This window comes from Thiocystis violascens DSM 198 (assembly GCF_000227745.2).
GTDB classification, from domain to species: Bacteria; Pseudomonadota; Gammaproteobacteria; order Chromatiales; family Chromatiaceae; genus Chromatium; species Chromatium violascens.
Map to the genome: position 1 here is coordinate 1,371,465 of NC_018012.1, position 23,600 is coordinate 1,395,064.

Sequence of the window (23,600 nt, forward strand, 5' to 3'; positions counted from 1 at the left end):
AAAGTCGGGCCGGTTCAGATTTTATTGCGCTGCACAAATGGTACTCCATGTTGGGCTTGCGCTCGCATCCAGTCGATCAGTTCCGGGAGCGGGAGCGGTCGGCAGATGAGATACCCCTGAATCAGATTGCAGCCCAGCGCGCTGAGCCGCTCCTTCTGCCCCGATCGCTCGACGCCCTCGGCGACGCTCTCGAGCCCCAAACCAGCGGCCAGCGCCAGGACTGCCGCAACGATCTGGGCGTCCCCCGGATCCTCCAGCATGTCCCGCACGAACGAGCGGTCGATCTTCAGGACATCCACATCGAAGCGTTTGAGATAGGTGAGCGAGGAATAGCCGGTGCCAAAATCGTCGATGGCGAGTCGAATCCCGCGGGATGCCAACTGGGTCGCATTGGATTGACAAACTTGATCGTCGAGCAGGGTGCTTTCCGTGATTTCCAGCTCCAGTTGACCAGGCGGCAGTGCGAATTCCAGCAGAACCCTGTCGATGAGATCCAAAAGATCCGCTTGCTGGAACTGCCGGGCGGACAGATTGACACAGACACGCAGCTCGCCGAATCCTTCCTCCTGCAAGGCTTTGAGCGAGCGGGTAGCCTCCCGAAGCACCCAATGCGTCAATTGCGCGATGAGACCGGTTTCCTCAAGCACGGCAATCAAGCGCTCGGTCGGTTTCGGGGTGTCGCCATCCGACCAACGCAGCAGCGCCTCGATCGCGATGAGTCTGCCATCGTCGGCCCGGACGAGGGGCTGAAAGTGCAGATTGAACTCCTCCCGCATGATCGCCCGGCGCAGACCATGTTCCAGCGATAGCCGTTCGCGTGCCGCCTCCTGCATCTCCTGAGTGAAGAAGCGAAAGGTTCCCGACCCCTGACCCTTGGCCGCGTACATCGCGGTATCCGCGTGCTTGATCAGGGTATCGATGCCGTCGGCGTCGTGGGGATAGATGGCAATGCCGATGCTGACCGAGACATCGAGCAGGCGCTCCTCGATCATGAAGGGATCGGCCAGGGCATTGATCATTTTCTCGGCAATCGCCTGGAGCGGATAATCGTTCATGACATCCTCGACGATCAGCGTGAACTCGTCGCCGCCCATGCGCGCCAGCGTGTCCGAGTCACGCACGACCCGACTCAATCGATCGGCGACCTGGCGCAGCAACTCGTCGCCGAAGTCATGACCCAGGGCGTCATTGATCTCCTTGAAACGATCGAGGTCGAGAAAGAAGAGCGCGATCTGGTGCTGCCCTCGCCTGGCCTTGCTGATCGCCTGCCGTAACCGATCGTAGAACAGGTGCCGGTTCGGCAGGCGCGTGAGATTGTCGTAGTTGGCGAGCAGCATGAGTTGCTCGCGCGCGCGCTCCTGCGCGTTCGCCATTTGGTTCAGGGAGCGCGCCAGAGCGCCGAGTTCGTCCTGAGGCCATTCCGGAAGTTTGTGCTCCAGATTGCCCGCGGCATATTGCTCGACCGCCCGGCTCATCTCGCGCAGGGGGCGTGATAGGGAGACGGATAGCTTGATGCCCAGCAGGAGGCTCAGGACAATCGCGACCAGGATACTGATCAGGGCAATCGCGAAGAAGCGGTTCGCGAAGCGATGCCAGGCATCCTCGACCCTGTCGCGCAGGTTGTCGAGCAGGGCCCGGCCGTGCGCATCGGAGATCAGGAGCCGCGCATAGCCGGCAATCTCCCGACCATAGCCAATACTGAAGTGCGCCAAGCGACCCGCGTCCGTCGTTTCGATGCGCACCTCGCCGGGCATCAAGTCATCGGGGAGCGGATAAAGACGTGCGTAGTCCCGATTCTCGATGGTTCCATCCGTGACGACGCGCCCCTCCGCGTCGAGGATAAGGACGGCTTCCGGTGCCAGCCATGCCTTGATCCGCTCGATCTCCTCGTTCAACGCGGTGATATCGAGCGTGTAGAGCGGATCGAACAGACGGTTGCCGAGGTAGCTGCCGCTGTCCTGCAACGCTTGACGATCATGAGCCGTCTGGATCGATGAAAACGATTCCGTCAGTTCCGTGCGCAGGTCATTGGTTCCCTCGAAGACGAAATAGCCGGCGAGCGCCAGCACGAATCCCATGGCCCCAAGCAGAATTGAGGCAATGAGCAGGGCGTACCGGGCGCCGAGTCCACGCAATGGAAACATCTAGTGAAACCGATCGGTCAGTCGGGCGCGAAGAGCGCGTTCGACCAATAGGCAAGATTCGCGCGATCCTCATCGGTCAGGTCTTCGAGTTTGGCGATCCGCTCGGCGGCATCCAGCGCGGCCTGTCCCAGTGGATCGCGATGCATGTCCGTGAGAACCTCAAGCACCGCGGTCTGGACCCAGGGTTCAAGCGATGTGACCACCGAGAACAGCCAGCGCAGGATTGGGCGGGTTCTGTCGATGATGCGCAAGTCGTCCCGAATGCTCGCGGGAACCCGCTCCCAGTCACCGTCGTTGAAGGCCCCAGCCTCCACGCGCCCAGCCCGCACCCAGTAGGCTTGATTGAGCTCGGATCCGGCGAACCGATAGCCGACGGCAGCGGGCGTCGACCCGAGACGTTCGGCGGGCGCGACGTGCAGACCCTCGGCGCGCAGGACGGCCCGCGGCACGAAATAGGCCGAGGTGGAACGTTCCGATTCGAAGACGATCGTCTTTCCACGAAGGGCTTGGAGACTGTCGATCGGACTGTCGCGGCGCACGAAAAAGACCGTGTGGTACTGCCGTTGCCCCTTACGCCAGATCAGCAAACGCGGCGAAATTTTATCGGTCCGTTTCTGAACGGTCAGGGTCGGCATGACTCCCTCGATGAACGCATCGACATCGCCGGCGTCGATGCGTTGGACGATCTCGTCGATGTCGCGCGCGATGACGAGATCGCCCACGCGAATCCCACGCGCATTCAGTTTCTGCCTCAGATACTCGTTCAGTGGTCCATATTGCGCGATGGCCTCGCTCGGTCGCTCGGGCCGCTCATTGATGACGCCCAAACGAAAAAGCGCTTCCGCCCGCACCGCGAAGGGCGAAAACATGCAGCAGAACAGAAGGGCGATCAAAGGGATGGACGATGTGTCGATTGAATGGGTTGCCAGCAGCCTGTTCTTGATCACAGCTTGACCCCGAATGGAAGCGATCTCGAACATCGCGTCATGTTGAGCATCCTCTAGTCCGCGCATCGCCCCGCCTCTATCGAGGCAACCTAACCCCCACACAGACTTTAGCCGCGGCCGGTCTGGAGAAGCGCATCATGGGACGACACGGGGAATCGCCTCATACGTGCCAAAATAGCGACTAAACATTGCAATGGTATGACAAAGGCTCTCTGTTCGCTCATCCCGCCGGGAGATGCTAAGGTTCCCTCTGTCGTCGAGCCAGAGGAGGTTACGGCCGATCTCCAGACGACGCCGTCTCTGGGCGCGGCGAATGTCCGGAATGCCTTGGCCATATTTGCAGAGGAGCGCCAGGGATTGCATCTCTGAAACCGGGATTGACATTGTCTGAATTGACATTGGCTTGATCTGGATCAAACGTTGCATCACCAACCCCGGTTAGGTTTATAACAATGCCCTCCCCCCCTGCTCCACATCGCATCCTCAGTGATCGCGTCAACACCTTTGGTCAGTACCTGCTGAAGCGTTACGGTCAGCGGGTGCACAAGCTCGCGCTTCACGCCGGTTTCACCTGCCCGAACCGCGATGGCGCCAAGGGACACGGCGGTTGCACCTTCTGTAACAATGTCTCCTTCAGTCCGAACGCCGAAAGTCAGGCACCGATCGCGCCCCAACTCGATGCCGGGCGCGCCGTTCTCGCCAAGCGCACCGGGGCGCGGCGCTTCATGGCCTATTTTCAGGCGTATACCAACACCTACGATCCGGTGGACGCGCTACGCGAGCGCTACGACAGCGCGCTGACCCATCCGGACGTGATCGGGCTCTCGATCGGCACCCGCCCGGACTGCGTGCCGGACGCCGTGCTGGATCTGCTGGCCAGCTACCGGGCGAAGGGCAAGGAAATCTGGCTGGAACTCGGATTGCAATCCGCTGACGACCGCACCCTGGCGCGCGTCAACCGCGGTCATGACTTCGCCGATTATCGCACCGCCGTCATCGCCGCCCACCGGCGCGGGATCCCGGTCTGCACCCATTTGATCGTCGGCTTGCCCGGCGAGGGACGAGAGGCGGCGATCTCCAGTCTCGACCGCGTGCTTGAACTCGGCGTGGAAGGGCTGAAACTGCATCCGCTGCATGTCGTGCGTCACACCCGTCTGGCCATCGACTGGAAACGCGGCGAGTATCAGCCGCTGACGCTGGACGACTATGTGACGATCTGCGCCGATCTGGTCGAGCGCACGCCCCCGGCGGTGATTTATCATCGCCTGACCGGGACCGCGCCCCGCGATATTCTGCTGGCGCCCGACTGGTGCAGCCAGAAATGGGCGGTCCTGAACGCGATCGAGGCCGAGTTGTTCCGCCGCGAGGCCCACCAGGGCGACCGGGTCGCGGCACCATCCCTTCCGAAACTTGTCAGCCTTGGCTGACCCGTAAGAGAGCCTTCACCATGGAACTCGTCTGTCCCGCCGGCAATCTGCCGATGCTCAAGGCGGCCGTCGATCAAGGCGCCAATGCCGTTTATATCGGCTTTCGCGACGACACCAACGCCCGTCATTTCGCCGGTCTGAATTTCAACGACAAGCAGATCCGCGAGGGTCTGAACTACGCCCATGATCGCAAGGTCAAGGTCTTCGTCGCCATCAACACCTATGCGCAGCCCAACGGCTGGGAACGCTGGACCGCCGCCGTCGACCGCGCGGCGGATCTGGGCGTGGATGCCATCATCCTCGCCGACATGGGCGTGCTCGACTATGCCGCTGAACGCTATCCCAACGTCAATCTGCATCTGTCGGTCCAGGGCTCGGCCACCAACCCGGCGGCGATCCGCTTCATGCACCGTCATTTCGGCATCAAGCGGGTCGTGGTGCCGCGCGTGCTATCGCTGGCCCAGGTCGCGCATCTGATTCAGGAGGCGCCGGTGCCGGTCGAGATCTTCGGCTTCGGCAGCCTGTGCGTGATGGTCGAGGGTCGCTGTCTGCTGTCATCCTATGCCTGCGGTCAATCGCCCAATACCTATGGCGCCTGCTCGCCGGCCGCGCATGTCGAGTGGCGCGATACCGCCCAGGGTCAGGAAACCCGGCTCGGTGGCGTCCTGATCGAGCGCCGCTCGCGCGACGAGCCTGCCGGTTATCCGACGCTGTGCAAGGGACGTTATGATGTCGCCGGCGAGTTGCGTCACGCCATCGAGGAGCCGACCAGTCTGAACACGCTCGACATCCTGCCCGGCATCCTGGCCGCCGGGGTCAGCGCCATCAAGATCGAGGGCCGTCAGCGCAGCACCCGCTATGTCTCCCAGGTCACCCAGGTCTGGCGCGAGGCGATCGACGCCTGCCAGCGCAATCCTGAGGCGTTCCGCCCCAGGGAAAGCTGGCATCAGATCCTGGCCCAGGTGTCCGAGGGCGCGCAAACCACGATCGGGCCCTATCATCGGCCCTGGCACTAACAACTGATAACCGACCCATGCCAACGAATTCACAGAACACCCCGCGTCTCACACTCGGCCCGATTCTCTATCACTGGCCGCGCGAACAGGTGCTGGATTTTTACGCCGAAATGCTCGAAACGCCGGTGGATGTCATCTATCTGGGCGAGACCATTTGCTCCAAGCGTCGACTGCTGCGCCCCGAAGACTATTGGGAACTGGCCGAACGTGTCGCCGCCGCCGGCAAAGAGCCGGTGATCTCCACCCTGGCCCTGATCGAATCCGACGGCGAACTCAAGACCCTGCAACGTCTCTGCGCCGATGAGCGCTTTCTGATCGAGGCCAACGACCTCGCGGGCCTGGATTATCTGGAAGGTCGCCCCTTCGTCACCGGTCACTCCATCAACCTCTACAACCAGCGCACGCTCGCCTTTCTCGCCCAACGAGGGCTGAAACGCTGGGTGCTGCCGGTCGAACTCGGGCGCGAGACGACCGCCGCGCTGATCGGCTCGCGTCCGAGCGGCGTGGAGTGCGAGTTGTTCGCCTACGGTCGGCTTCCGCTGGCCTATTCCGCCCGCTGCTTCACCGCCTACAACCGCAATCTGGGCAAGGACGACTGCCAGTTCTGTTGCGGCGATTACCCGGATGGCCTGTTGGTCTCCACCCAGGAAGGCGTTCCCTTCCTCTCCCTGAACGGCATCCAGACCCAATCCGCGACCACTCACAACCTGCTGCCTGCGCTCGCTGAAGTCACCCGACTCGGCGTCGAGCTGCTGCGTATCAGTCCGCAATCCAGTCGCACGGCGGACATCGTCAAGGTCTTCGCCGACGCGCTGACAGGCGATCTGGATCTCGACCAGGGCATGGCCAGACTACGCGAATGGTGCCCCAGTGGACTGAGCGATGGCTATTGGAGCGGCAAGGCGGGGATTGCTTCGGGGACTGTGGTCTAAGAACCTGCTGCGCGCCATCAAACAGCATTTTTCCAGCACGTCGCGTCTTCATCCTCGAACAAGGCCAACCAAATGGGCAAGCTTGCAAAACCGTTAGTGATTCTAGCTGGTGTTCTCGGTGGCGCCATGATGATGGGAATCATGTACGACATGATGCTCTCCATGCGTGCCATGCGCGGTGCGATGCTGGAGATGAATCAATCCATTCTCACGATGCGTGGGGACATGACCGCCATGTCGGGCGATATGTCGGGCATGCGCCAGGATATCCGTCACATGGACGGGAGCATCTCAGAGATGTATGGCCTGATGGCGGAAGATCTGGATACGCTCGCCAAATCTGTCTCTTGGATGGCGCCATCCGTGGCGACGATGGGGCCGATCATGTCAAGGATGGGAGGCGATATGAGCCGCGGCGTCAACTCATTCACGAACCCCGCCGAGTACATGTTCAATATGGTGCGCTAAGATTTCTGTCGCGGATCACTCCGCATCACGGCGTTTGATGAAGATCAAACGCCGTGATTGATTGCGTAAGTGTTTTGAGCGCGAGACAGGTAAGCCGCGCGGTGAATTAAAACCGATAGCTATAGCTAAGATTGATCGCGTTCTGGGCAAGCGAACTACTCACCCCGACCAGCGGATTGTCGTTGGTTTCCGAGTTTTCAAAGGTGTGGACATAAGCGGCGTTGATCTGACTGTGATCGTCAATGTCGTAGCCCAATCCGAGTGTCAGGTGACTCTCGGTAATGGCTTCGCCCAAATGCTGCAAATAATCCTGGGGCACAGGGTTGGCGGCATAGTTGAAGCCGGCGCGTACTCTCAAGGCGGGGTTGACCTTATATTCGGCACCAATGGAGAATACCGTCTGATCGTCCCACTTCTGGTACATATCGACATTCACATAGCCGCCCATATCGGGCTTGAAGCGGATCTTGAGCGACTCCATCACGCCGGACCAATCGTAATATTTGATATCCGCGACAAGGAGCAAGGCGTCGGTTGCCTGGAATGCCAGTCCGATTTTACTGGTCGCAGGCCATTGAAAGTCCTTGATTTTGACCGTTCCAGGAATACTTTGGTATTGATTGCCGACACCAGCCTGGATACTGCCGTCGGCTTCCAGATCGCCCATCCGGGTTTCAAACTGATAACTTGCACCGAAGGTAAGTGTATCGGTTGCCTTGAAGGTCAAGCCGAGTTGTCCGCCAAAACCCCAGTTATCCATCTCGCTAAAATCGAAGTGCGCAAAATTCGCGGCACCAAGTCCAGCGGCTGTGTTCGGATCTGCCGCCGCGACACCCAAGGTTTGCTGGCCGGGTGTCATCATATCCATCAATGCCTGCTGTGGCATGGCCTGCTTCATGGTCATGAGCGCATAGAGCACATCGACGCTGGCACCGATGCTCAATCTGTCCGTCGCTTGAAAGGCAACTGGAAAAATCAATCTGCCAATCATGACGTTGCTTTCATCACGCAAACCAGTCGGTATTCCGGAGTTAGGGTCTACCGATAAAAAACTCTTCTTGCCATAATCAGCGCCCATTCCACCCTGGCTGAATGCACCAATGCCGAATGAAAGTTTGTCACGCTTGACGATATAACTGAGGTTCGGCATCACAAACAAAGTCGCATCGGATTCGACAGAGGAAACGCCATCGGCCCATGTCTCCGCGCTGATGTACATAAAGTTAGCGCCGATTTCGACGCGGCTACCTTCTTGCATTAAAGCGAGCGCGGCAACGTTATTAATGGCGCTAGAGTTACCGCTGTCATAAGCCTGGGCAGCTCCACCTAATCCGTCGGCGATTGCGCCATAGCCGGAGAGTGCCATGCCATTCGTCGCATGAGCGGGTGCCGCAATGAAGGCCGTCAAACCCCCGACGCACAAGACGGACGAAATACTGCTGACTTTCATTGTCTTAAACCTCTACTCTAATAGATTATCAACAAACGCTAAAATTCCTTTTAAAAACCATCCTACACTTTGGAATCCATCGCGCTGGAATCCGCATTAACGGGCACCGCGCTTCAACCTTGCGACTGTGATTGCGTCTCCGGCACCAGCGGCGGCGGAAACCAGGTGCGGGCGATCTCGTCGTGCAGTTCGCCGATGCCGACCTGGAGATCGTCGACGAAGGCATGGAGTTGCTGTTGATTCAACCGGCGCGGCTCTACCCCTTCCAGCGTGCGCTTGAGCCGGCCGGCGACCCGTAGCGCGCCCTCGTTGCGCGGCAGTTTGGCGAGACTGTCCCGCAGCGATTCTGCGCTGTGGTTGACCGAGCGGGGAAAATCGGCATGCTGAAACAGAAACCGCAGGACCGGGCCGCGCAGGACGCGCACCTGCTCGCTGCGCCGATAGGCTTGATAGCCGGTCAGCGATTTGAGCACGCTGACCCACTGGATGGTCTCGAAGGGACGCAGTTCGGTGGTCTCCTCGGGGAGCAGATTGGCCGAGCGCACGTCGATGATGCGGGTGGTCATGTCGGCGCGCTCCAGAAACCGGCCCAGGTGCAGAAAGTCATAGCCCTGGTCGTGCAACATGGTTCCCGAGAGCATGCCATTGATGGTCTGGGTGCCCTGGATGACCCGCTTGAGATAGGCGTGTCGCCCACCCTTGGTCATGCCTTTTTCTAACTCCTCGCGGGCAAAGAGATAGAGTTCGTTGAGCATCTCCCAGGCTTCGCGAGGCACGAAATCGCGGATGGTGCGACAGTTTTCCCGCGCCGCCACCAGCGCCGAGAGGATCGAGCCGGTATTGCGCTCGTCGCCGATCAGGAAACGCGCTACCTGACGCTCGCCGTAATCCTTGTAATGCTCCTCGAACAGCGCGTTGGAACCCGTAATGTCGACCAGCGGACGCCAGCCGGGAGCGATACCCTTGGGCAGATCCAGCAACAGGTTGGCATTGACCGTAACGATACGCGCCGTATTCTCGGCCCGCTCCACATAGCGGGCCAGCCAGTAAATATGTTCAGCGACACGCGACAACATGCAATCCGCCCCCTAATTTAAACCGCGTCCATCATGATTTGCGTCGGTTCGCGTGATCGGCCAGGTTCGCACGAGCCCATGGCTGTTAGAGTGGACGCGGTTTAAATAATTGAATAATAAAATGTTTAAACCGCGTCAGCTCCGACGTTCCTGGATGCTGACGAGGCCAAACCAATGCACCGACAAGGCATAGCCGACCGGACGCGGTTTAATTGGCCTCCGGCTGCTCGGGCAGAATCCAGGTGTCCTTGCTGCCGCCGCCCTGCGAGGAGTTGACCACCAGCGAGCCCTTGCGCATGGCGACTCGGGTCAGGCCGCCCATGGTGACCTGCTGGCGGTCGGCGGACAGGATAAAGGGCCGCAGATCGACGTGGCGCGGTTCCAGTTTGCGGCCGATCACGGTCGGCACGGTGGAAAGCTTGAGCGCCGGTTGCGAGATATAGTTGCGCGGATCTTTTTTGATCAGTTCGGCGAAGATCTCGCGCTCGGCCTTGGTGGAGGCCGGCCCCACCAGCATCCCATACCCGCCGGATTCGTTGGCCGGCTTCACCACTAGCGTCTCCATGTTCTCCAGGGTGTAGGCGAGCGCCTCCGGCTCCATGCAGCGGTAGGTCGGGACGTTCGGGATGATGGCATCCTCGTCCAGGTAATAGCGGATGATCTCGGGCACGAAGGCATAGACCACCTTGTCGTCCGCGACCCCCGCCCCCGGCGCGTTGGCCAGCGCCACATTCCCGGCCTTCCAGGCGCGCAACAGACCCGGTACGCCAAGGGTCGATTCGGGGAGAAACGCTTCCGGATCCAGAAACAGGTCGTCGACCCGCCGATAGACCACATCCACCCGCGCCGCGCCATCGACGGTGCGCATGTAGACGCAGTCGTCATCGTCGACGAAAAGATCGCGGCCCTCGACCAGTTCGCAACCCATCTGCTGGGCCAGATAGGCATGCTCGAAATAGGCCGAGTTGTAGATCCCCGGCGTCAGCACGACCACCGCCGGATAGTCCGCCGGACGCGGCGAGAGCGCGGCCAGGGTATCGAACAACTGGGACGGATAATCGTCGACCGGCAGCGGCGCGTAGTGCTCGAATAGCTCCGGAAACACCCGCTTGGTGACCAGGCGGTTTTCCAGCATGTAGGAGACGCCGGAGGGGACGCGCAGATTGTCCTCCAGCACGTAGAGGGTGCCGTCCCCATCGCGCACCAGATCCGAGCCGCAGATATGCGCCCAGATGCCCAGCGGCGGGTCGACGCCGACGCACTGCGGTCGGAAATTCACCGACTTGGCCAGCACCTCGGCGGGGAAGACACCGTCCTTGATGATCTTCTGATCGTGATAGAGATCGTCGATGAAGAGATTGAGCGCCCGGACCCGCTGGCGCAGACCCGCGTCGACCCGATCCCATTCGGACTGGGGGATGATGCGCGGGATGATATCGAAGGGCCAGGTCCGATCGATCGCCCCGCCCTCCTCCGAATAGACGGTAAAGGTGATGCCCATTTCCTTGATGGAGACATTCGCGGCTTCCTGACGCGCCACCAGCTCATCCGACCCCAGCGATTCAAGATCCTTGAGCAGGCCGGCGAGCGCGGGGCGCCCCTGACCCGGCGCGGCCAGCAGTTCGTCGTAAAAATCCTCGCAGGGATAGGCGTTCCAATCGATGCTCATGGGGGCTCTCTCAATGAACCGGATGCGAACGATGGCAGGCGCCGGAAGACGCCTCCGTCACAGGGACCGTCGGGGTTCGAGTATGCTGGACGCGAGGCCGTGAAGTCCATCCCGGTTCGTGATCGGGGCACGAATGCGGGATAATGCCGTATCCACCAATTTCACTCCGCTCCGCAATCATCATGTCTCTACTGAAACTCGGGATCCCCAAGGGCAGCCTGGAAGAGGCGACCATCGACCTCTTCGCCCAGGCCGGCTGGCGCATTACCGCGCATTCGCGCAACTATTTCCCCGCCATCGACGATCCCGACATCCGCTGTTCCTTGCTGCGCGCCCAGGAGATGGCGCGCTATGTCGAGCGCGGCACCCTGGATCTGGGACTGACCGGCCTGGACTGGATCCTGGAGGCCGAGGCGGACGTCGAACAGATCTGCACCCTGACCTATTCCAAGGCGTCGAACCGCCCCAGCCGCTGGGTGCTGGTCGTTCCCGAACACTCCAAGATCCGCTCGGTCGCGGATTTGCAGGGCTGCAAGATCGCCACCGAGCTGGTCGGCTTCACCCGCCGCTATCTGGCCGAACGCGGCATCGAGGCCGAGGTGGAATTCTCCTGGGGCGCCACCGAGGCCAAGGCGGTCGAGGGTCTGGTCGACGCCGTGGTCGAGATCACCGAGACCGGCAGCACCATCCGCGCTCACGGACTGCGGATCGTCGAGGATCTGCTGGTCACCGACACCCGGCTGATCGCCAATCGGGCGGCGATGCGAGATCCGGCGCGACGCGCGCGCATCGAACAGATCGCGCTGATGCTACAGGCGGCGTTGACGGCTCGGCACAAGGTCGCGCTCAAATGCAATGTGCCGGCGGAGCGTCTCGACGCCGTCGTCGCGCTGCTGCCGAGCCTGCACGCGCCCACTGTCAGCCATCTCTACGACCGCCAATGGCTCGCGTTGGAGACGGTCGTCAACGCCGATCAGGTGCGCGATCTCATCCCGCGCCTGTGCGCCGCCGGGGCCGAGGGTATTCTGGAATACGAGATCAGAAAGATGGTCTGAGAGGGTGTAGACAAAAATAATTGAGCTGCTATTTGTATACCAGTCTACAACTGAGCTGGTGTGCGCTGATGTCGAAAGCTGGTCGTCCCCCCAAGATTCACGAGGCGGAGCAAGCGGTATTGCGTCAAATTGTCACGGATCGCCCGACCTCCACGCTGTCAGAGATTGCCCGGGAACTCGCGGCACGGACGGGAATCGAGGCTCATGAAGCAACGATTCGCAAGTCCTTGCGGGAGGCGGGCGTCACGCGCCTCCGGGGCGAGAGTGGTCTCGAGGCGCAAGCGCGCGCAACGCCGCGTCGGTATGGGTATACGGATGCGCATCGTCGCCACGACCCCGACCAAAGCTACCCAAGTTGTCTGACCGATGCGGAGTGGGACTTGGTCGCCGCTCTCTTTGAGATGCCGGGCGGGCGGGGTCAACCGCCCCGCGTGTCGCGCCGGAGCATCCTGGAGGCGTGTTGCTACGTGGTGCGCACGGGGTGCGCGTGGCGGATGCTGCCGCACGATTTCGCGCCTTGGCAGAATGTCTACAAGACGTTTCGCCGTTGGAGTGCGGCTGGGAAGTTTGAGCAGATGCATGATCGACTGCGGGGGCAATGGCGCGAACGCGAGGGGCGTGAGATCGCGCCGACGGCGGCGGTGCTGGATGCGCAATCGACCCGCGGCTCGCCGCAGGGTGGACCGAGCGGCTTTGATGCGGGCAAGCAGGTCAAGGGGGCGCAAGCGCAGCCTGGTGGTCGATACCTTGGGGTTCGTGTTGGCGGTGAGCGTGGTCGCGGCCAATCTTCAGGACCGCGATGCCGCCTCGGGCGCCGTCGCTGACGCGGCCGCCAAGTACCCCCAGATCAACACGCTGTTTGTCGATAGCGCCTACGCCGGTCAATTTGCCCAAACCACCGAGCAGACCCACGCGATCCGCGTGGAAGTCGTGCGCCATCCAGCCAACAAAAGCGTTGGCCCCTGGCACGTGGACGGGGCGCCTGACCGAGTGGTGATCGCCAACGCCGACGGCTTCGTTCCGCTGCCGAAGCGCTGGGTTGTCGAGCGCACCCATGCGTGGAATGAGCGTGCCCGTCGATTGATCATGCATCATGACCGTCTGCCAGCGGTCTCCGAAACCTGGGTTTGGCTGGCGGAGGCGCGCATCCTGCTGCGGCGGTTGACCACAACGGTTTGATTTTGTCTACACCCTCTGAGAGGTTGTGAAGAAATCGATTTTCGCCCAGTGATGGCGACAGCGCTGCCCTTTGTGCTGCGCGCAGAGCCGCGAGGCGGAGAGGAAGCCATCATCGGGAAATGGGGCGATCAATCGGCAGAGATCGGCAGAGATCGGCAGAATTCGCGCCGAAACCGACGACATTATTTATAATCAGTGCCTTATGCGGTTACTGTGGTTCCGCTAGACGCGCCTTTCCCGTCGCCCAGCAGACTCGGCGCCAAGGCGAGTGTACGCATGAGATTGTGGGCGAGGGCATGCAGCAGGAGCACACAGCGGACTTTGGCGGCACCACGCACCCGCAGTCGGGTCAGGCCGCGTTCGCGCGCCTGGGCGTTGACGCATTCGGCGGTGGCTGCCCGCTTTTTGTAGATCGCCTTGGCCGCGTCCGTTCCCATGCGTTCACGCCAGGCGCCGACGGCGGCGCTGTCGCCGTCCTTGGCGACATGCGGGTCGGTGGCGGCATCTTTCGGTTTGGGCACCGGAGCGTAGACTAAGGTGTGCGCGCCGGCGCGATCCAATTGGTCATGGGCCGGATAGCCACCGTCGACCAGCCACTCATCGGGGCTCTGTCCGCAACGCTCCTCGACCTGCTCGATCATGGGTAGGAGTTGCGCCATGTCGGTGCCGACGGTAACCGCCGCGACACCGACGACGACTTGGCTGGCGGTGTCGGTGGCGTATTGACCGTTGTAGGCGGGACGGAAGCCCCCGTCGCCCATCTTCATGACCGTGGCTTCGGCATCGGTGGTGGAGGCCCGCGCCTGCTCGCGCGGCTTGCCTTGCTTGGCCTTGATCTCGGCCAGTTCGGGCAACCGCTCCAGCGCCTGCTCGATGCGCTCCCGGCGCTCCCGCGCGGCCCGCTCGCGCGCCGCCTGTTGGCGCCGGGTCCGCGCCCCGGAGTTCTCTTCGGCCTGCTGCTTGAGGGCGGCAACCTGCGCCCGCGCCTCTTCCAGGCACCGCTCCAGCGTCTCACCGCGCCGAAACGAGGCCGCGCCGGCACTGGCGCGGATGCGCACGCCGTCCTGTGCGACCCGCTTGAGGGTCACGGCCCCCACCGCCATCAGGGCCGCGACACTGTCGGTCAGCACCGCCTCGAACGTCTCGCCATGGGCGCTGCGGAAATCCGACAGAGTGTGATGGTTGACCTGCACGCCGCCGCAGATCCAGCGATAGGCATCATGCGCTTGGGTCAGGCGCGCCACGCTTCGCGCCGTGCCCACCCCATCGAGCGTGGCATAGAGCCACAGGGCGAACAGGATCTCCGGGGCGATCGCGGTGCGCCCACTGCCGCCTTCCACCGCGCGGATGTCGGCGTACATCCGGCTCAAGTCGGCCTGTTCCACCCAGGCCCAGACAACCCGCGCCCGGTGCTCTTCGGGCAGCAGCGAGTCCAGGTCGCTCGGGCGCAGTTCCCGTTGCGTCCGGTTGGGCCAGCGCACCCGCGCCACCCCGGGGGGCGGCGCCTGACGCTGCTCGGCCTGGGCCAGCAGGTCCGGGACGCCGTCGAACAGGCCAGGTTGGAGATCATCCGCCATCGTTTGCTCGCCGGGGGCCATTGCTTCGATGGGGCTATTTTACCGCCCCCCAGGAGCAGCGGCCAGGCCGCGAGGTTTTTTCACAGCCTCTGAGAGGGTGTAGACAAAATCAAACCGTTGTGGTCAACCGCCGCAGCAGGATGCGCGCCTCCGCCAGCCAAACCCAGGTTTCGGAGACCGCTGGCAGACGGTCATGATGCATGATCAATCGACGGGCACGCTCATTCCACGCATGGGTGCGCTCGACAACCCAGCGCTTCGGCAGCGGAACGAAGCCGTCGGCGTTGGCGATCACCACTCGGTCAGGCGCCCCGTCCACGTGCCAGGAGCCAACGCTTTTGTTGGCTGGATGGCGCACGACTTCCACGCGGATCGCGTGGGTCTGCTCGGTGGTTTGGGCAAATTGACCGGCGTAGGCGCTATCGACAAACAGCGTGTTGATCTGGGGGTACTTGGCGGCCGCGTCAGCGACGGCGCCCCGAGGCGGCATCGCGGTCCTGAAGATTGGCCGCGACCACGCTCACCGCCAACACGAACCCCAAGGTATCGACCACCAGGCTGCGCTTGCGCCCCTTGACCTGCTTGCCCGCATCAAAGCCGCTCGGTCCACCCTGCGGCGAGCCGCGGGTCGATTGCGCATCCAGCACCGCCGCCGTCGGCGCGATCTCACGCCCCTCGCGTTCGCGCCATTGCCCCCGCAGTCGATCATGCATCTGCTCAAACTTCCCAGCCGCACTCCAACGGCGAAACGTCTTGTAGACATTCTGCCAAGGCGCGAAATCGTGCGGCAGCATCCGCCACGCGCACCCCGTGCGCACCACGTAGCAACACGCCTCCAGGATGCTCCGGCGCGACACGCGGGGCGGTTGACCCCGCCCGCCCGGCATCTCAAAGAGAGCGGCGACCAAGTCCCACTCCGCATCGGTCAGACAACTTGGGTAGCTTTGGTCGGGGTCGTGGCGACGATGCGCATCCGTATACCCATACCGACGCGGCGTTGCGCGCGCTTGCGCCTCGAGACCACTCTCGCCCCGGAGGCGCGTGACGCCCGCCTCCCGCAAGGACTTGCGAATCGTGGCTTCATGAGCCTCGATTCCCGTCCGTGCCGCGAGTTCCCGGGCAATCTCTGACAGCGTGGAGGTCGGGCGATCCGTGACAATTTGACGCAATACCGCTTGCTCCGCCTCGTGAATCTTGGGGGGACGACCAGCTTTCGACATCAGCGCACACCAGCTCAGTTGTAGACTGGTATACAAATAGCAGCTCAATTATTTTTGTCTACACCCTCTGAGCGGACCGCGAGACAAGACAATGTCCGTATGGATCTCGTGACACCGCTCCGCAGTGTCACGAGTGAACGGTGGCTGGAATTTGGAACTTCGGCGCAGTTGTACTAGTCGCCAATCCTGCAGCAATTGCGTCCCCCCTGTTTCGCCTCGTAGAGCGCCGTATCCGCCCGGCGGTAGAGGCTCTCCGGGGTATCGCCGACGACACATTCGGCCAGACCGCACGACATGGTGACCGGGACCGGTTGACCGCGGTACAGAAACTTCGCCGCGGCGATAAATTCACGAAGCTTGTCGGCCACCTCGAACGCGGTCTGGATATCGGTTTCGGGGAGCAGCAACATAAACTCCTCGCCGCCGAAACGGGCAATAAAATCGCTTTTACGCGTATGTTTGTTCAGCAGATTGCCAAGGATCTTCAGCACATTGTCCCCGGCGCTATGACCGAACTGGTCATTGACTCGCTTGAAGTGATCGACATCCCAGATACTCAGCACCGTGGGTCTGCCATACCGCTCCCAGCGTTCGCATTCCTGCGTGATCCGCTCGTCATAGGCGAGACGGTTATTGAGCCCGGTCAAGGCGTCGCGCAGGGCGCGGTCACGTTCCTGACTCAGGCGTACCCGTAGTTCGCCGCTTTCCTGATGCACCTTGGCCAGCGCCTGCTTCAGGTGATCGATCTCGCTGTCCGCCTGTTTCAACCGATCCTGCTCCAGACGCTTGCGGGCGTCCATGTGGAGTTGGATGCTGCTCAGGCGCGCCTGAATTGACGCCTTGAGCTGATCGATGTTCTCGGCCTCGTCCACCGATTTGCGGATCCCGTCGACCTCGGCGGACATGCTCTTATCGATGGCATCGCCCTGTTGGGCCGATTGTCCGCGGTATCCGACCGCGTCCTCAAGGTAGCGATCCAGATCTTGAAGGCGTCCGGTGAGCTGGGACAGAAAGGTCTCGATCTCCTTTTTTTCCTGTTCCACATGCTGACGCGCCTTGGCCATCAGTTCGGCGATGTCCGCCACCACCCGGCGGGCCAAATCGGACGATGGCGGCTCATGCAGCAGCGTGGCGATCGACTGAAACTGGGCGGACACTGCCGCGGGCAGATCCAGACGATGGAGCAGATCGAACAAAACCTGGTTGAAGGCCGGCGGCGCATCGGTGCTGGCATCCTGGACGTTCAGCTCGCGCGTATCCAAAGCCAGGGCGGGCGCCAGACCAGGCTCGCCCGGATTTTCCTGGATGCCCTCGGCCGGTTTGCGCCCGAAGAACCGGCCGAACAGACCGTCCCGACCATCCTGCTGGGGCGCGGCCAGACATGCAACGAGTTTATCCACGTAACCCGAGTAGGCATCCAGCGCGGGTTTGAGGTCGTTGCTCCGCAGGGCGTCTCGCAATTGCGTTCGGAGTTCTTTGGTGTCTTGCTTCAGTCCATCCGGCACCCGGAGTTTGTCCAGGTTGCCTTCCAGTCGGGACAATTGACTCTTGATACTATCGCTGCCATCTCCTCGTTCCTGGTCGAGACGCACCATGGAACTGGAGATATCCTCCATCAGCTTGCCGATCTGACTGGCTGTCGCGTTCTTGCGGATCGCGCTTCGCAGAGTCTCCAGTTGTCCTTTCATCTGCGTATCGGATGTCTCGGCGGCCAGCGCGAGTCGCGAGACTGCCTGACGAAGGATAGTTTCGATCTGTTCCCAGGCTTTTTCCTTTGTCTCGATTTCATCGAGAGTGGAGAGATATTTTTCTTTCCATTGGTTCGGAGCAGGCGTCGACATCATTTTGAATTCGATTGGTTTCGCAAGACATGAAGTGTAGCGCCGGGAGAGAGTTGGTTCGACCGCTCTCGGTCGGCTTGCGAACAGTTGAAGGAACGAAAATCCCCCACGATTGCGAGAATCGATCCATGCAGATTGACGCCATGCTAACCCTGCTCGACCGTCCGCTCCTGGCCTGGATCGCGGACGCCTGCGGACTCCTGCTCCTGATTGGCTACCACCTGTCTCTCTGGCGCGTCTTTCGCGTGGATCCCGAGCGCACCCATCGTGGCCGTTCCGATCGTCTGCGCCGTGCCTGGGTCGAAACCATGCGCGACAGCGCCAATGGCATCCTGGCGATCCAGACGCTGCGCAACTGGGTGATGTCCGCGACCCTGTTCGCCTCCACGTCGATGCTCATCGGGCTTGGGGTGATGGGCGTCGCCTTCAATGGTGTCGACCTGAACGATCTGTCCCATGCGCTCAGTCTCGCGCCGACCAGCGCGAATCTGGTCCGGCTCAAGCTGTTGCTGATCGCCGCCATCTTTTTCGGCTGCTTTCTGCACTTCGCCCTCTCCTTGCGCTATTACAATCACACCGGTTTCCTGATCAACCTGCCGTCCACGTATTTCAACGAGTCTGGCCTGGCATCGACCGCCGACACCCTTAACCGCGCCAGCGGACATTACAACCGTGGAACCCGGGGCTTTCTCCTGGCGACCCCTGTTCTGTTCTGGCTGATCGGACCGGACTGGTTCCTGGGCGGGACGCTGATCTCGCTGACTCTGCTCTATCGCTTCGATTACCGGGTCGATCCTAGGCAGTCGCGTCGAAATCGCGCGGCGACCGCCCACACCAAGGATCCGCACGCGAGCCCCGACATCGATACGGAAAAACGGAATCAGGAGAATTCGATCCGTTCGCCAGAGACGCAACCTCGAACCAAAATCGACGTCTCGTCTCCGAGTGACCGATCAATGTGATTAAGCATTAGAAAAACAAGGAAATAACGAACTGTTGCGCAAACCTTCGGGGCGCGCGCATCGGAAGGTGCGGAGCAAGGTTTCAAGCTACAATAGCGCGGCTAAACGAGCAGGCTGTGTTTGGTCAAGACGCTCATCAACCCATGCCAGACGGTAGGGCTTGCGGATCGATTCGGATCCATCAACGACGCATGCCATGCCGCACGCGGTTTAGGCGATTGCCGGGAAATGATCGACCGATTTCCCACTCGCCCCGGGCGGCCGCCCTGAGCGACTCGTCCTGAGCGAAGCCGAAGGGAGCCGAAGAGATCGGGACTCGCCGCGAGCGGATTGAGTTTGTTCTGAGGGTTCCCGGAAATCACCTTAAGATTTAGTCATCAATCGAGATTCAACAACAATGACACCTCGTCGAATTGGACTCATACCCCTTGGTCTGGCGCTCGCGATTGCCGGTGGCGTCTGCGCGGCGGAAGAGATCGGTGTCGCGGAACCCGCGCTGACCGAAGGCGTTCCCGGCGAATTCACCTTCGCGGCGGTCGTCCGGCGCGCGGCCGAACTGGCAACCGGTCCCTACTCGCCTGACCGCCCGGAACTGCCCGACTATCTCTCCGACCTGGATTACGATCGCTACCGCGATATCCGCTTTGATCCCACGCAAAATCTGTGGCGCAACGAAAGTTTGCCGTTTCAGATGAATTTCTTTCATCGGGGATTTCTCTCCAAGGATCGGGTAACGATCAATTTGATCGAAGAGGGGCAGTCGACACCGGTCGTGTTTCGTCACGATCTGTTCAATTACGGCAAAAATCGGGTGCCCGACGACATGCCCGGCGATCTTGGGTACGCCGGTCTGCGCCTGATGTATCCGCTCAATCGGGATCAGATCTTCGACGATCTCACGGTGTTCCAGGGGGCCAGCTATTTCCGCGCGCTGGGCAAGGATCTCAACTACGGGCTCTCCGCGCGCGGGCTAGCCATCGATACCGGATTGCCGAGCCAGGAAGAGTTCCCAGTGTTTCGCGAGTTCTGGATCCGCAAGCCCGACGCGGACGCCACCGAGATCACGCTTTATGCTCTCTTGGATAGCGAAAGCGTGGCGGGAGCCTATCGCTTCGTGATCCGCCCCGGTATCGAGACCGTGATCGATGTCAAGGCGCGGCTCTTCTTCCGCAAGTCGGTGCAGAAACTCGGTGTGGCGCCCCTGACCAGCATGTTCTTCCATGGCGAGAATACGGATCGCTTCATCGACGATTTCCGTCCGGAGGTCCATGACTCGGACGGCCTGCTGATCGAGACCGGCTACGGCGAGCGGATCTGGCGCCCGCTCGTCAATCCCGTTGGCCTTCGAGTGAGCAATTTCCAGGTCGAAAACCCGCGCTCCTTCGCACTCCTGCAGCGCGACCGGGATTTCCGCAGTTATGAGGATCTGGAGGCCCACTATCAGAACCGTCCGAGCGCGGTGGTCGAGCCGATCGGCGACTGGGGCAAGGGCGTCGTGGAGTTGGTCGAGATTCCAAGTAACGCCGAGCGTTACGACAACATTGGCGCCTACTGGATCCCGGAGCGGCGAACCGAATCCGGCCAGGAGTTCGAATTTGAATACCGTATACGGTTTACCCGAGATCCCGAGGCCGGCATGCTCGGCGGGCGCGTCAGCTCGACTCGCGTGGGGGCCGGGGGAACCGATATCCTGGATTCCGGCGTACGTAAATTCGTGGTCGATTTCGCGGGCGAGACATTGGCGGGGCTGGATCCGGAAACCCCGGTCGAGGCCGTGGTTCTGACCACCTCCGGCCATGTGTCCAAGCCGGTGGTCCAGGCCAACCCGGAAACGCATGGCCAACGGCTGTTCTTCGAGTTGACCCCGGATGGCAATACGCCCGCCGATCTGCGCGCCTTCCTGCGTCATGGCGATGACGTTCTCAGCGAGACCTGGAGCTTCCGATGGGTGCGCGAATAGACTCGGCGCCCGCCCTCCTGGGCGGCGCGACCATCCCGACGGAAGCCACCGACTGGACACGCGCGGCGCCGCGCGTGCTCGAGTATCTGACGGCCTTGGGCGTCAGGGATCGCCTGGAGATCGACCGGCTCAGCGAACAGGTGCGTCTGCGCTTGGAGGTTCGCGCAACCCATGCCGCGCTAGAGGATGCCGTGGAGGCCGCGATCGAGGAGACCCTCGCATTGATCGACCAATGGCTGGCCGTGGAATTGGGCATCGACGGCGACGCGAATGCGCTCGCCACGGCGCGCGCGGCGGCACTCGGCGGCACCATCCCCGGCTGGAGCGCGCGCTGGGCCGGTCTCGCGGGCGATTCGCTGGCCCCGGCGATCCGTGCGCTCCAGCGTGACACCGTGCCGGAATTCGCGCCCCTGACGATGCAGGCAAGCACGATCGAGCTTTGCTGTCACCGTCTGCGCCGGCGGATTGCCGACGCCATCTGCCGGCTCTTCTGTCAGCCGGACCTGCCAACGAACCCTCGCGGAGACCGGTCATGACGACCAACACTGGGCGATTTTCCGGCTGGGGACGCCACTTTCACCGACCGATCTTTTTCTCCCTGGTGATCCTCACCACGCTGGGCGCCATGTCCCTGCTGTCGGCGGCGATCCAGGATGAGGGCATCACCCCCCTGGAACTGGCGCTCCTGATCCTCTATGCGATCCTGATGCTCTGGATCACGGCCTCCTTCTGGACCGCCGCCCTTGGGTTTGCGCGGATCCTGCGGCGCATGGGCCGTCGCGCTCCGGCTGGAGACGTCGTTCAAGACCACCCGGAAGAAGCGAACGAGCCATTTAAAACCGCCCTGGTGATGCCGGTGTACAACGAGGATCCGCAACGGGTCTTCGCGGGTTTGAGGGCCATCGTTCAATCCCTGGCGGAGACGGGGCATCCCGAGGGATTCGAGATCTTCGTGCTGAGCGATACCCGCGATCCCGAGACCTGGATCCAGGAGGAGCTCCAGTGGCGCCAATGGGCGCTGGAACTGGGCCAGCCGGCGCGACTCTTTTATCGCAACCGGGTGGAAAACACCGCCCGCAAGAGCGGTAATCTGGCCGACTTCTGCCGGCAGTGGGGCGGCCGCTATCGCTACATGATCGTCCTCGACGCCGACAGCATCATGACCGGCGAAACCCTGCTGGAGATGGTTCGGCGCATGGAGTCCGACCGGCGCGTTGCCCTGATTCAGGTGCCGCCGGTGCCGGTCAATCGCTCCTCGCTGTTCGCGCGCATGCTGCAATTCGCCGGTAGCCTGTACGGCAATATGTTCGTGGCGGGACTGGCCTATTGGCAGCAGGACACGGCGAATTTCTGGGGTCACAACGCCATCATTCGGGTCCGGCCCTTTGCCGAGCATTGCGGTCTGCCCCAATTGCCGGGACACGAGCCCTTCGGCGGGGAGATCCTCAGTCACGATTTTGTCGAGGCCGCCCTGCTGGCGCGCGCGGGCTGGAAGGTTCGGCTCGCGGACGATCTGGGCGGCAGCTACGAAGAGATCCCGCCGACCCTGATCGACTACGCCAAGCGGGATCGGCGCTGGTGTCAGGGCAACCTCCAGCATTCCCGTCTCATCCTGGCGCGCGGCTTCAAATCCTTGAGCCGCATCCATTTCGCGATGGGCGTGATGTCCTATCTGGCGTCGCCCCTGTGGCTGCTGTTCCTGATCGCGACCGGAATCGAGGCCTATTTCAGGAGCCTGAAGGTACCGGTCTATTTCTTCGGGGACAATGTGCTTCCGGTCTGGCCCGAGTCCTATGCGGTCGAAATGGCCACCGTGTTGTGGGTGACCCTGGCCCTGCTGTTTCTGCCGAAGCTGCTTTCCCTGGTTCTGCTGGCCTTCGACCCGATTCAGGCACGGCGCTTCGGCGGCCTGCCAAGAGCGGCGCTGAGCGTGCTGATCGAGAGCTTTTTTTCCGTCCTGCTCGCCCCCGTGCTGATGTTGTTTCAGAGCAAGTTCGTGGCGGCGATCCTGCTAAGAACCTCCGTGGGCTGGCCTGCCCAGGAGCGCGGCGATCATCAGACCGGGTTGGCCGAGGCGGTGGGCGCGCATGGCGTTCACACCCTAATCGCGGTCGCTGCCGGGGTTGCGACCTATACTTATGTCCCCGCCTTTTTCTGGTGGTTTACCCCGGTGCTAGCGGGACTCGCGCTCTCGATTCCGGTCTCCATGATCACCAGTCGGACCTCGATCGGCCGTCTGGCGCGGCGCGCCGGTCTGTTCATGACGCCCGAGGAAACCGAGGAACCCCGGGTTCTCCAGTTGCTGGAGGAAAACCTGGTGCCTCCGCCCGGCTCCAAGGGCGCGGCGACCGCAACGCCCTTGGGCGCCACGCCCAATGCCCGCGACCTCTGGTCCCGGGCCGTCATGACCCCCGCGACCTACGCCCTGCACGCCTCCCTGCTACCGGACGAAACGCCAAGCCGCCGCCGTCATCACGCGCTGGAGGGCCTGCTCTTCAAACTCCAGGACGAGGGATCGGACAGCTTGACCACCCTGGAGAAACGCACGCTGATCTCCCATCGGGATGGGCTATACGGGTTGCATACCCTCTTGTGGGCCGAGTTGGAACCACCCCCGACCTCGCCCAGATTTCCGGGGGTTTAGGCGATTGTTGGAAAATCACATGCGATGGCTATA

The 23,600-nt window shown here is 61.9% G+C and carries 16 protein-coding genes and 2 pseudogenes; 10 read left to right on the forward strand and 8 right to left on the reverse strand.

Annotated elements, in window-relative coordinates; all coding sequences use genetic code 11:
* Window positions 1-14: 14 nt before the first annotated feature.
* Together THIVI_RS22565 and THIVI_RS06115 are read right to left on the reverse strand one after the other, a co-directional pair.
* Entirely contained in the window at window positions 15-2,144 is a 2,130-nt protein-coding gene (locus THIVI_RS22565; protein ID WP_014777764.1) for a putative bifunctional diguanylate cyclase/phosphodiesterase, read from the reverse strand.
* Window positions 2,145-2,161: 17 nt separating this feature from the next.
* Complete coding sequence (locus tag THIVI_RS06115) at window positions 2,162-3,013, reverse strand: phosphate/phosphite/phosphonate ABC transporter substrate-binding protein (RefSeq protein WP_157174372.1); 852 nt, start codon at window positions 3,011-3,013, stop codon at window positions 2,162-2,164.
* Between the two features lie 530 nt (window positions 3,014-3,543).
* Here THIVI_RS06115 and mnmL point away from each other — a divergent pair.
* The 4 genes from mnmL (at window position 3,544) to THIVI_RS06140 (ending at window position 6,934) form a co-directional block, all read left to right on the forward strand.
* Complete coding sequence (gene mnmL / locus THIVI_RS06125; RefSeq protein ID WP_014777767.1) at window positions 3,544-4,518, forward strand: tRNA modification radical SAM protein MnmL/YtqA; 975 nt, start codon at window positions 3,544-3,546, stop codon at window positions 4,516-4,518.
* 20 nt (window positions 4,519-4,538) lie between these two features.
* On the forward strand, window positions 4,539-5,534 hold the full coding sequence (gene ubiU / locus THIVI_RS06130; protein ID WP_014777768.1) for a ubiquinone anaerobic biosynthesis protein UbiU: 996 nt from the start codon (window positions 4,539-4,541) through the stop codon (window positions 5,532-5,534).
* Between the two features lie 17 nt (window positions 5,535-5,551).
* Entirely contained in the window at window positions 5,552-6,466 is a 915-nt protein-coding gene (ubiV, locus tag THIVI_RS06135; protein WP_014777769.1) for a ubiquinone anaerobic biosynthesis protein UbiV, read from the forward strand.
* Window positions 6,467-6,538: 72 nt separating this feature from the next.
* Complete coding sequence (locus THIVI_RS06140) at window positions 6,539-6,934, forward strand: hypothetical protein (RefSeq protein WP_014777770.1); 396 nt, start codon at window positions 6,539-6,541, stop codon at window positions 6,932-6,934.
* Window positions 6,935-7,040: 106 nt separating this feature from the next.
* Here the strand turns inward: THIVI_RS06140 and THIVI_RS06145 are convergent, their stop codons facing one another.
* From THIVI_RS06145 to THIVI_RS06155, 3 genes are all read right to left on the reverse strand, one after another.
* A complete protein-coding gene (locus tag THIVI_RS06145) occupies window positions 7,041-8,384 on the reverse strand; it encodes an OmpP1/FadL family transporter (RefSeq protein WP_014777771.1) in 1,344 nt (447 codons plus the stop codon).
* Window positions 8,385-8,497: 113 nt separating this feature from the next.
* The gene (locus THIVI_RS06150) at window positions 8,498-9,460 is read right to left on the reverse strand and encodes an alpha-E domain-containing protein (RefSeq protein ID WP_014777772.1); all 963 of its coding nucleotides are present in this window, start codon (window positions 9,458-9,460) and stop codon (window positions 8,498-8,500) included.
* Window positions 9,461-9,668: 208 nt separating this feature from the next.
* On the reverse strand, window positions 9,669-11,129 hold the full coding sequence (locus THIVI_RS06155; protein ID WP_014777773.1) for a circularly permuted type 2 ATP-grasp protein: 1,461 nt from the start codon (window positions 11,127-11,129) through the stop codon (window positions 9,669-9,671).
* A gap of 182 nt (window positions 11,130-11,311) precedes the next feature.
* Between THIVI_RS06155 and hisG the strand changes: the two genes are divergently transcribed.
* Together hisG and THIVI_RS06165 are read left to right on the forward strand one after the other, a co-directional pair.
* Window positions 11,312-12,184, forward strand: a complete 873-nt coding sequence (gene hisG / locus THIVI_RS06160; RefSeq protein WP_014777774.1) for an ATP phosphoribosyltransferase — start codon at window positions 11,312-11,314, stop codon at window positions 12,182-12,184.
* Between the two features lie 68 nt (window positions 12,185-12,252).
* A pseudogene (locus THIVI_RS06165) lies at window positions 12,253-13,363 on the forward strand (IS5 family transposase).
* 200 nt (window positions 13,364-13,563) lie between these two features.
* On the opposite strand, the gene THIVI_RS06170 reads toward THIVI_RS06165, so the two are convergent.
* The 3 genes and pseudogenes from THIVI_RS06170 to THIVI_RS06180 all read right to left on the reverse strand — a co-directional run bounded on the left by THIVI_RS06170 (window position 13,564) and on the right by THIVI_RS06180 (window position 18,001).
* Entirely contained in the window at window positions 13,564-14,940 is a 1,377-nt protein-coding gene (locus tag THIVI_RS06170) for an IS1182-like element ISTvi2 family transposase (RefSeq protein ID WP_014777777.1), read from the reverse strand.
* Between the two features lie 109 nt (window positions 14,941-15,049).
* Window positions 15,050-16,160: pseudogene (locus THIVI_RS06175) on the reverse strand (IS5 family transposase).
* 173 nt (window positions 16,161-16,333) lie between these two features.
* Window positions 16,334-18,001: a sensor domain-containing diguanylate cyclase gene (locus THIVI_RS06180; protein WP_014777778.1), complete on the reverse strand. Its 1,668-nt coding sequence runs from the start codon at window positions 17,999-18,001 to the stop codon at window positions 16,334-16,336.
* A gap of 128 nt (window positions 18,002-18,129) precedes the next feature.
* Between THIVI_RS06180 and THIVI_RS06185 the strand changes: the two genes are divergently transcribed.
* The 4 genes from THIVI_RS06185 to mdoH all read left to right on the forward strand — a co-directional run bounded on the left by THIVI_RS06185 (window position 18,130) and on the right by mdoH (window position 23,567).
* Window positions 18,130-18,963, forward strand: coding sequence for a DUF599 domain-containing protein (locus tag THIVI_RS06185; RefSeq protein ID WP_014777779.1), 834 nt, complete (start codon window positions 18,130-18,132; stop codon window positions 18,961-18,963).
* Window positions 18,964-19,360: 397 nt separating this feature from the next.
* Window positions 19,361-20,923: an OpgD/OpgG family glucan biosynthesis protein gene (locus THIVI_RS06190; protein WP_014777780.1), complete on the forward strand. Its 1,563-nt coding sequence runs from the start codon at window positions 19,361-19,363 to the stop codon at window positions 20,921-20,923.
* Window positions 20,908-21,459, forward strand: coding sequence for a hypothetical protein (locus THIVI_RS06195; protein WP_014777781.1), 552 nt, complete (start codon window positions 20,908-20,910; stop codon window positions 21,457-21,459). The genes THIVI_RS06190 and THIVI_RS06195 overlap by 16 nt, the downstream gene beginning before the upstream one ends.
* Complete coding sequence (gene mdoH, locus THIVI_RS06200; RefSeq protein WP_014777782.1) at window positions 21,456-23,567, forward strand: glucans biosynthesis glucosyltransferase MdoH; 2,112 nt, start codon at window positions 21,456-21,458, stop codon at window positions 23,565-23,567. Before THIVI_RS06195 ends, mdoH begins: the two co-directional genes overlap by 4 nt.
* The last annotated feature ends 33 nt before the right edge of the window (window positions 23,568-23,600 follow it).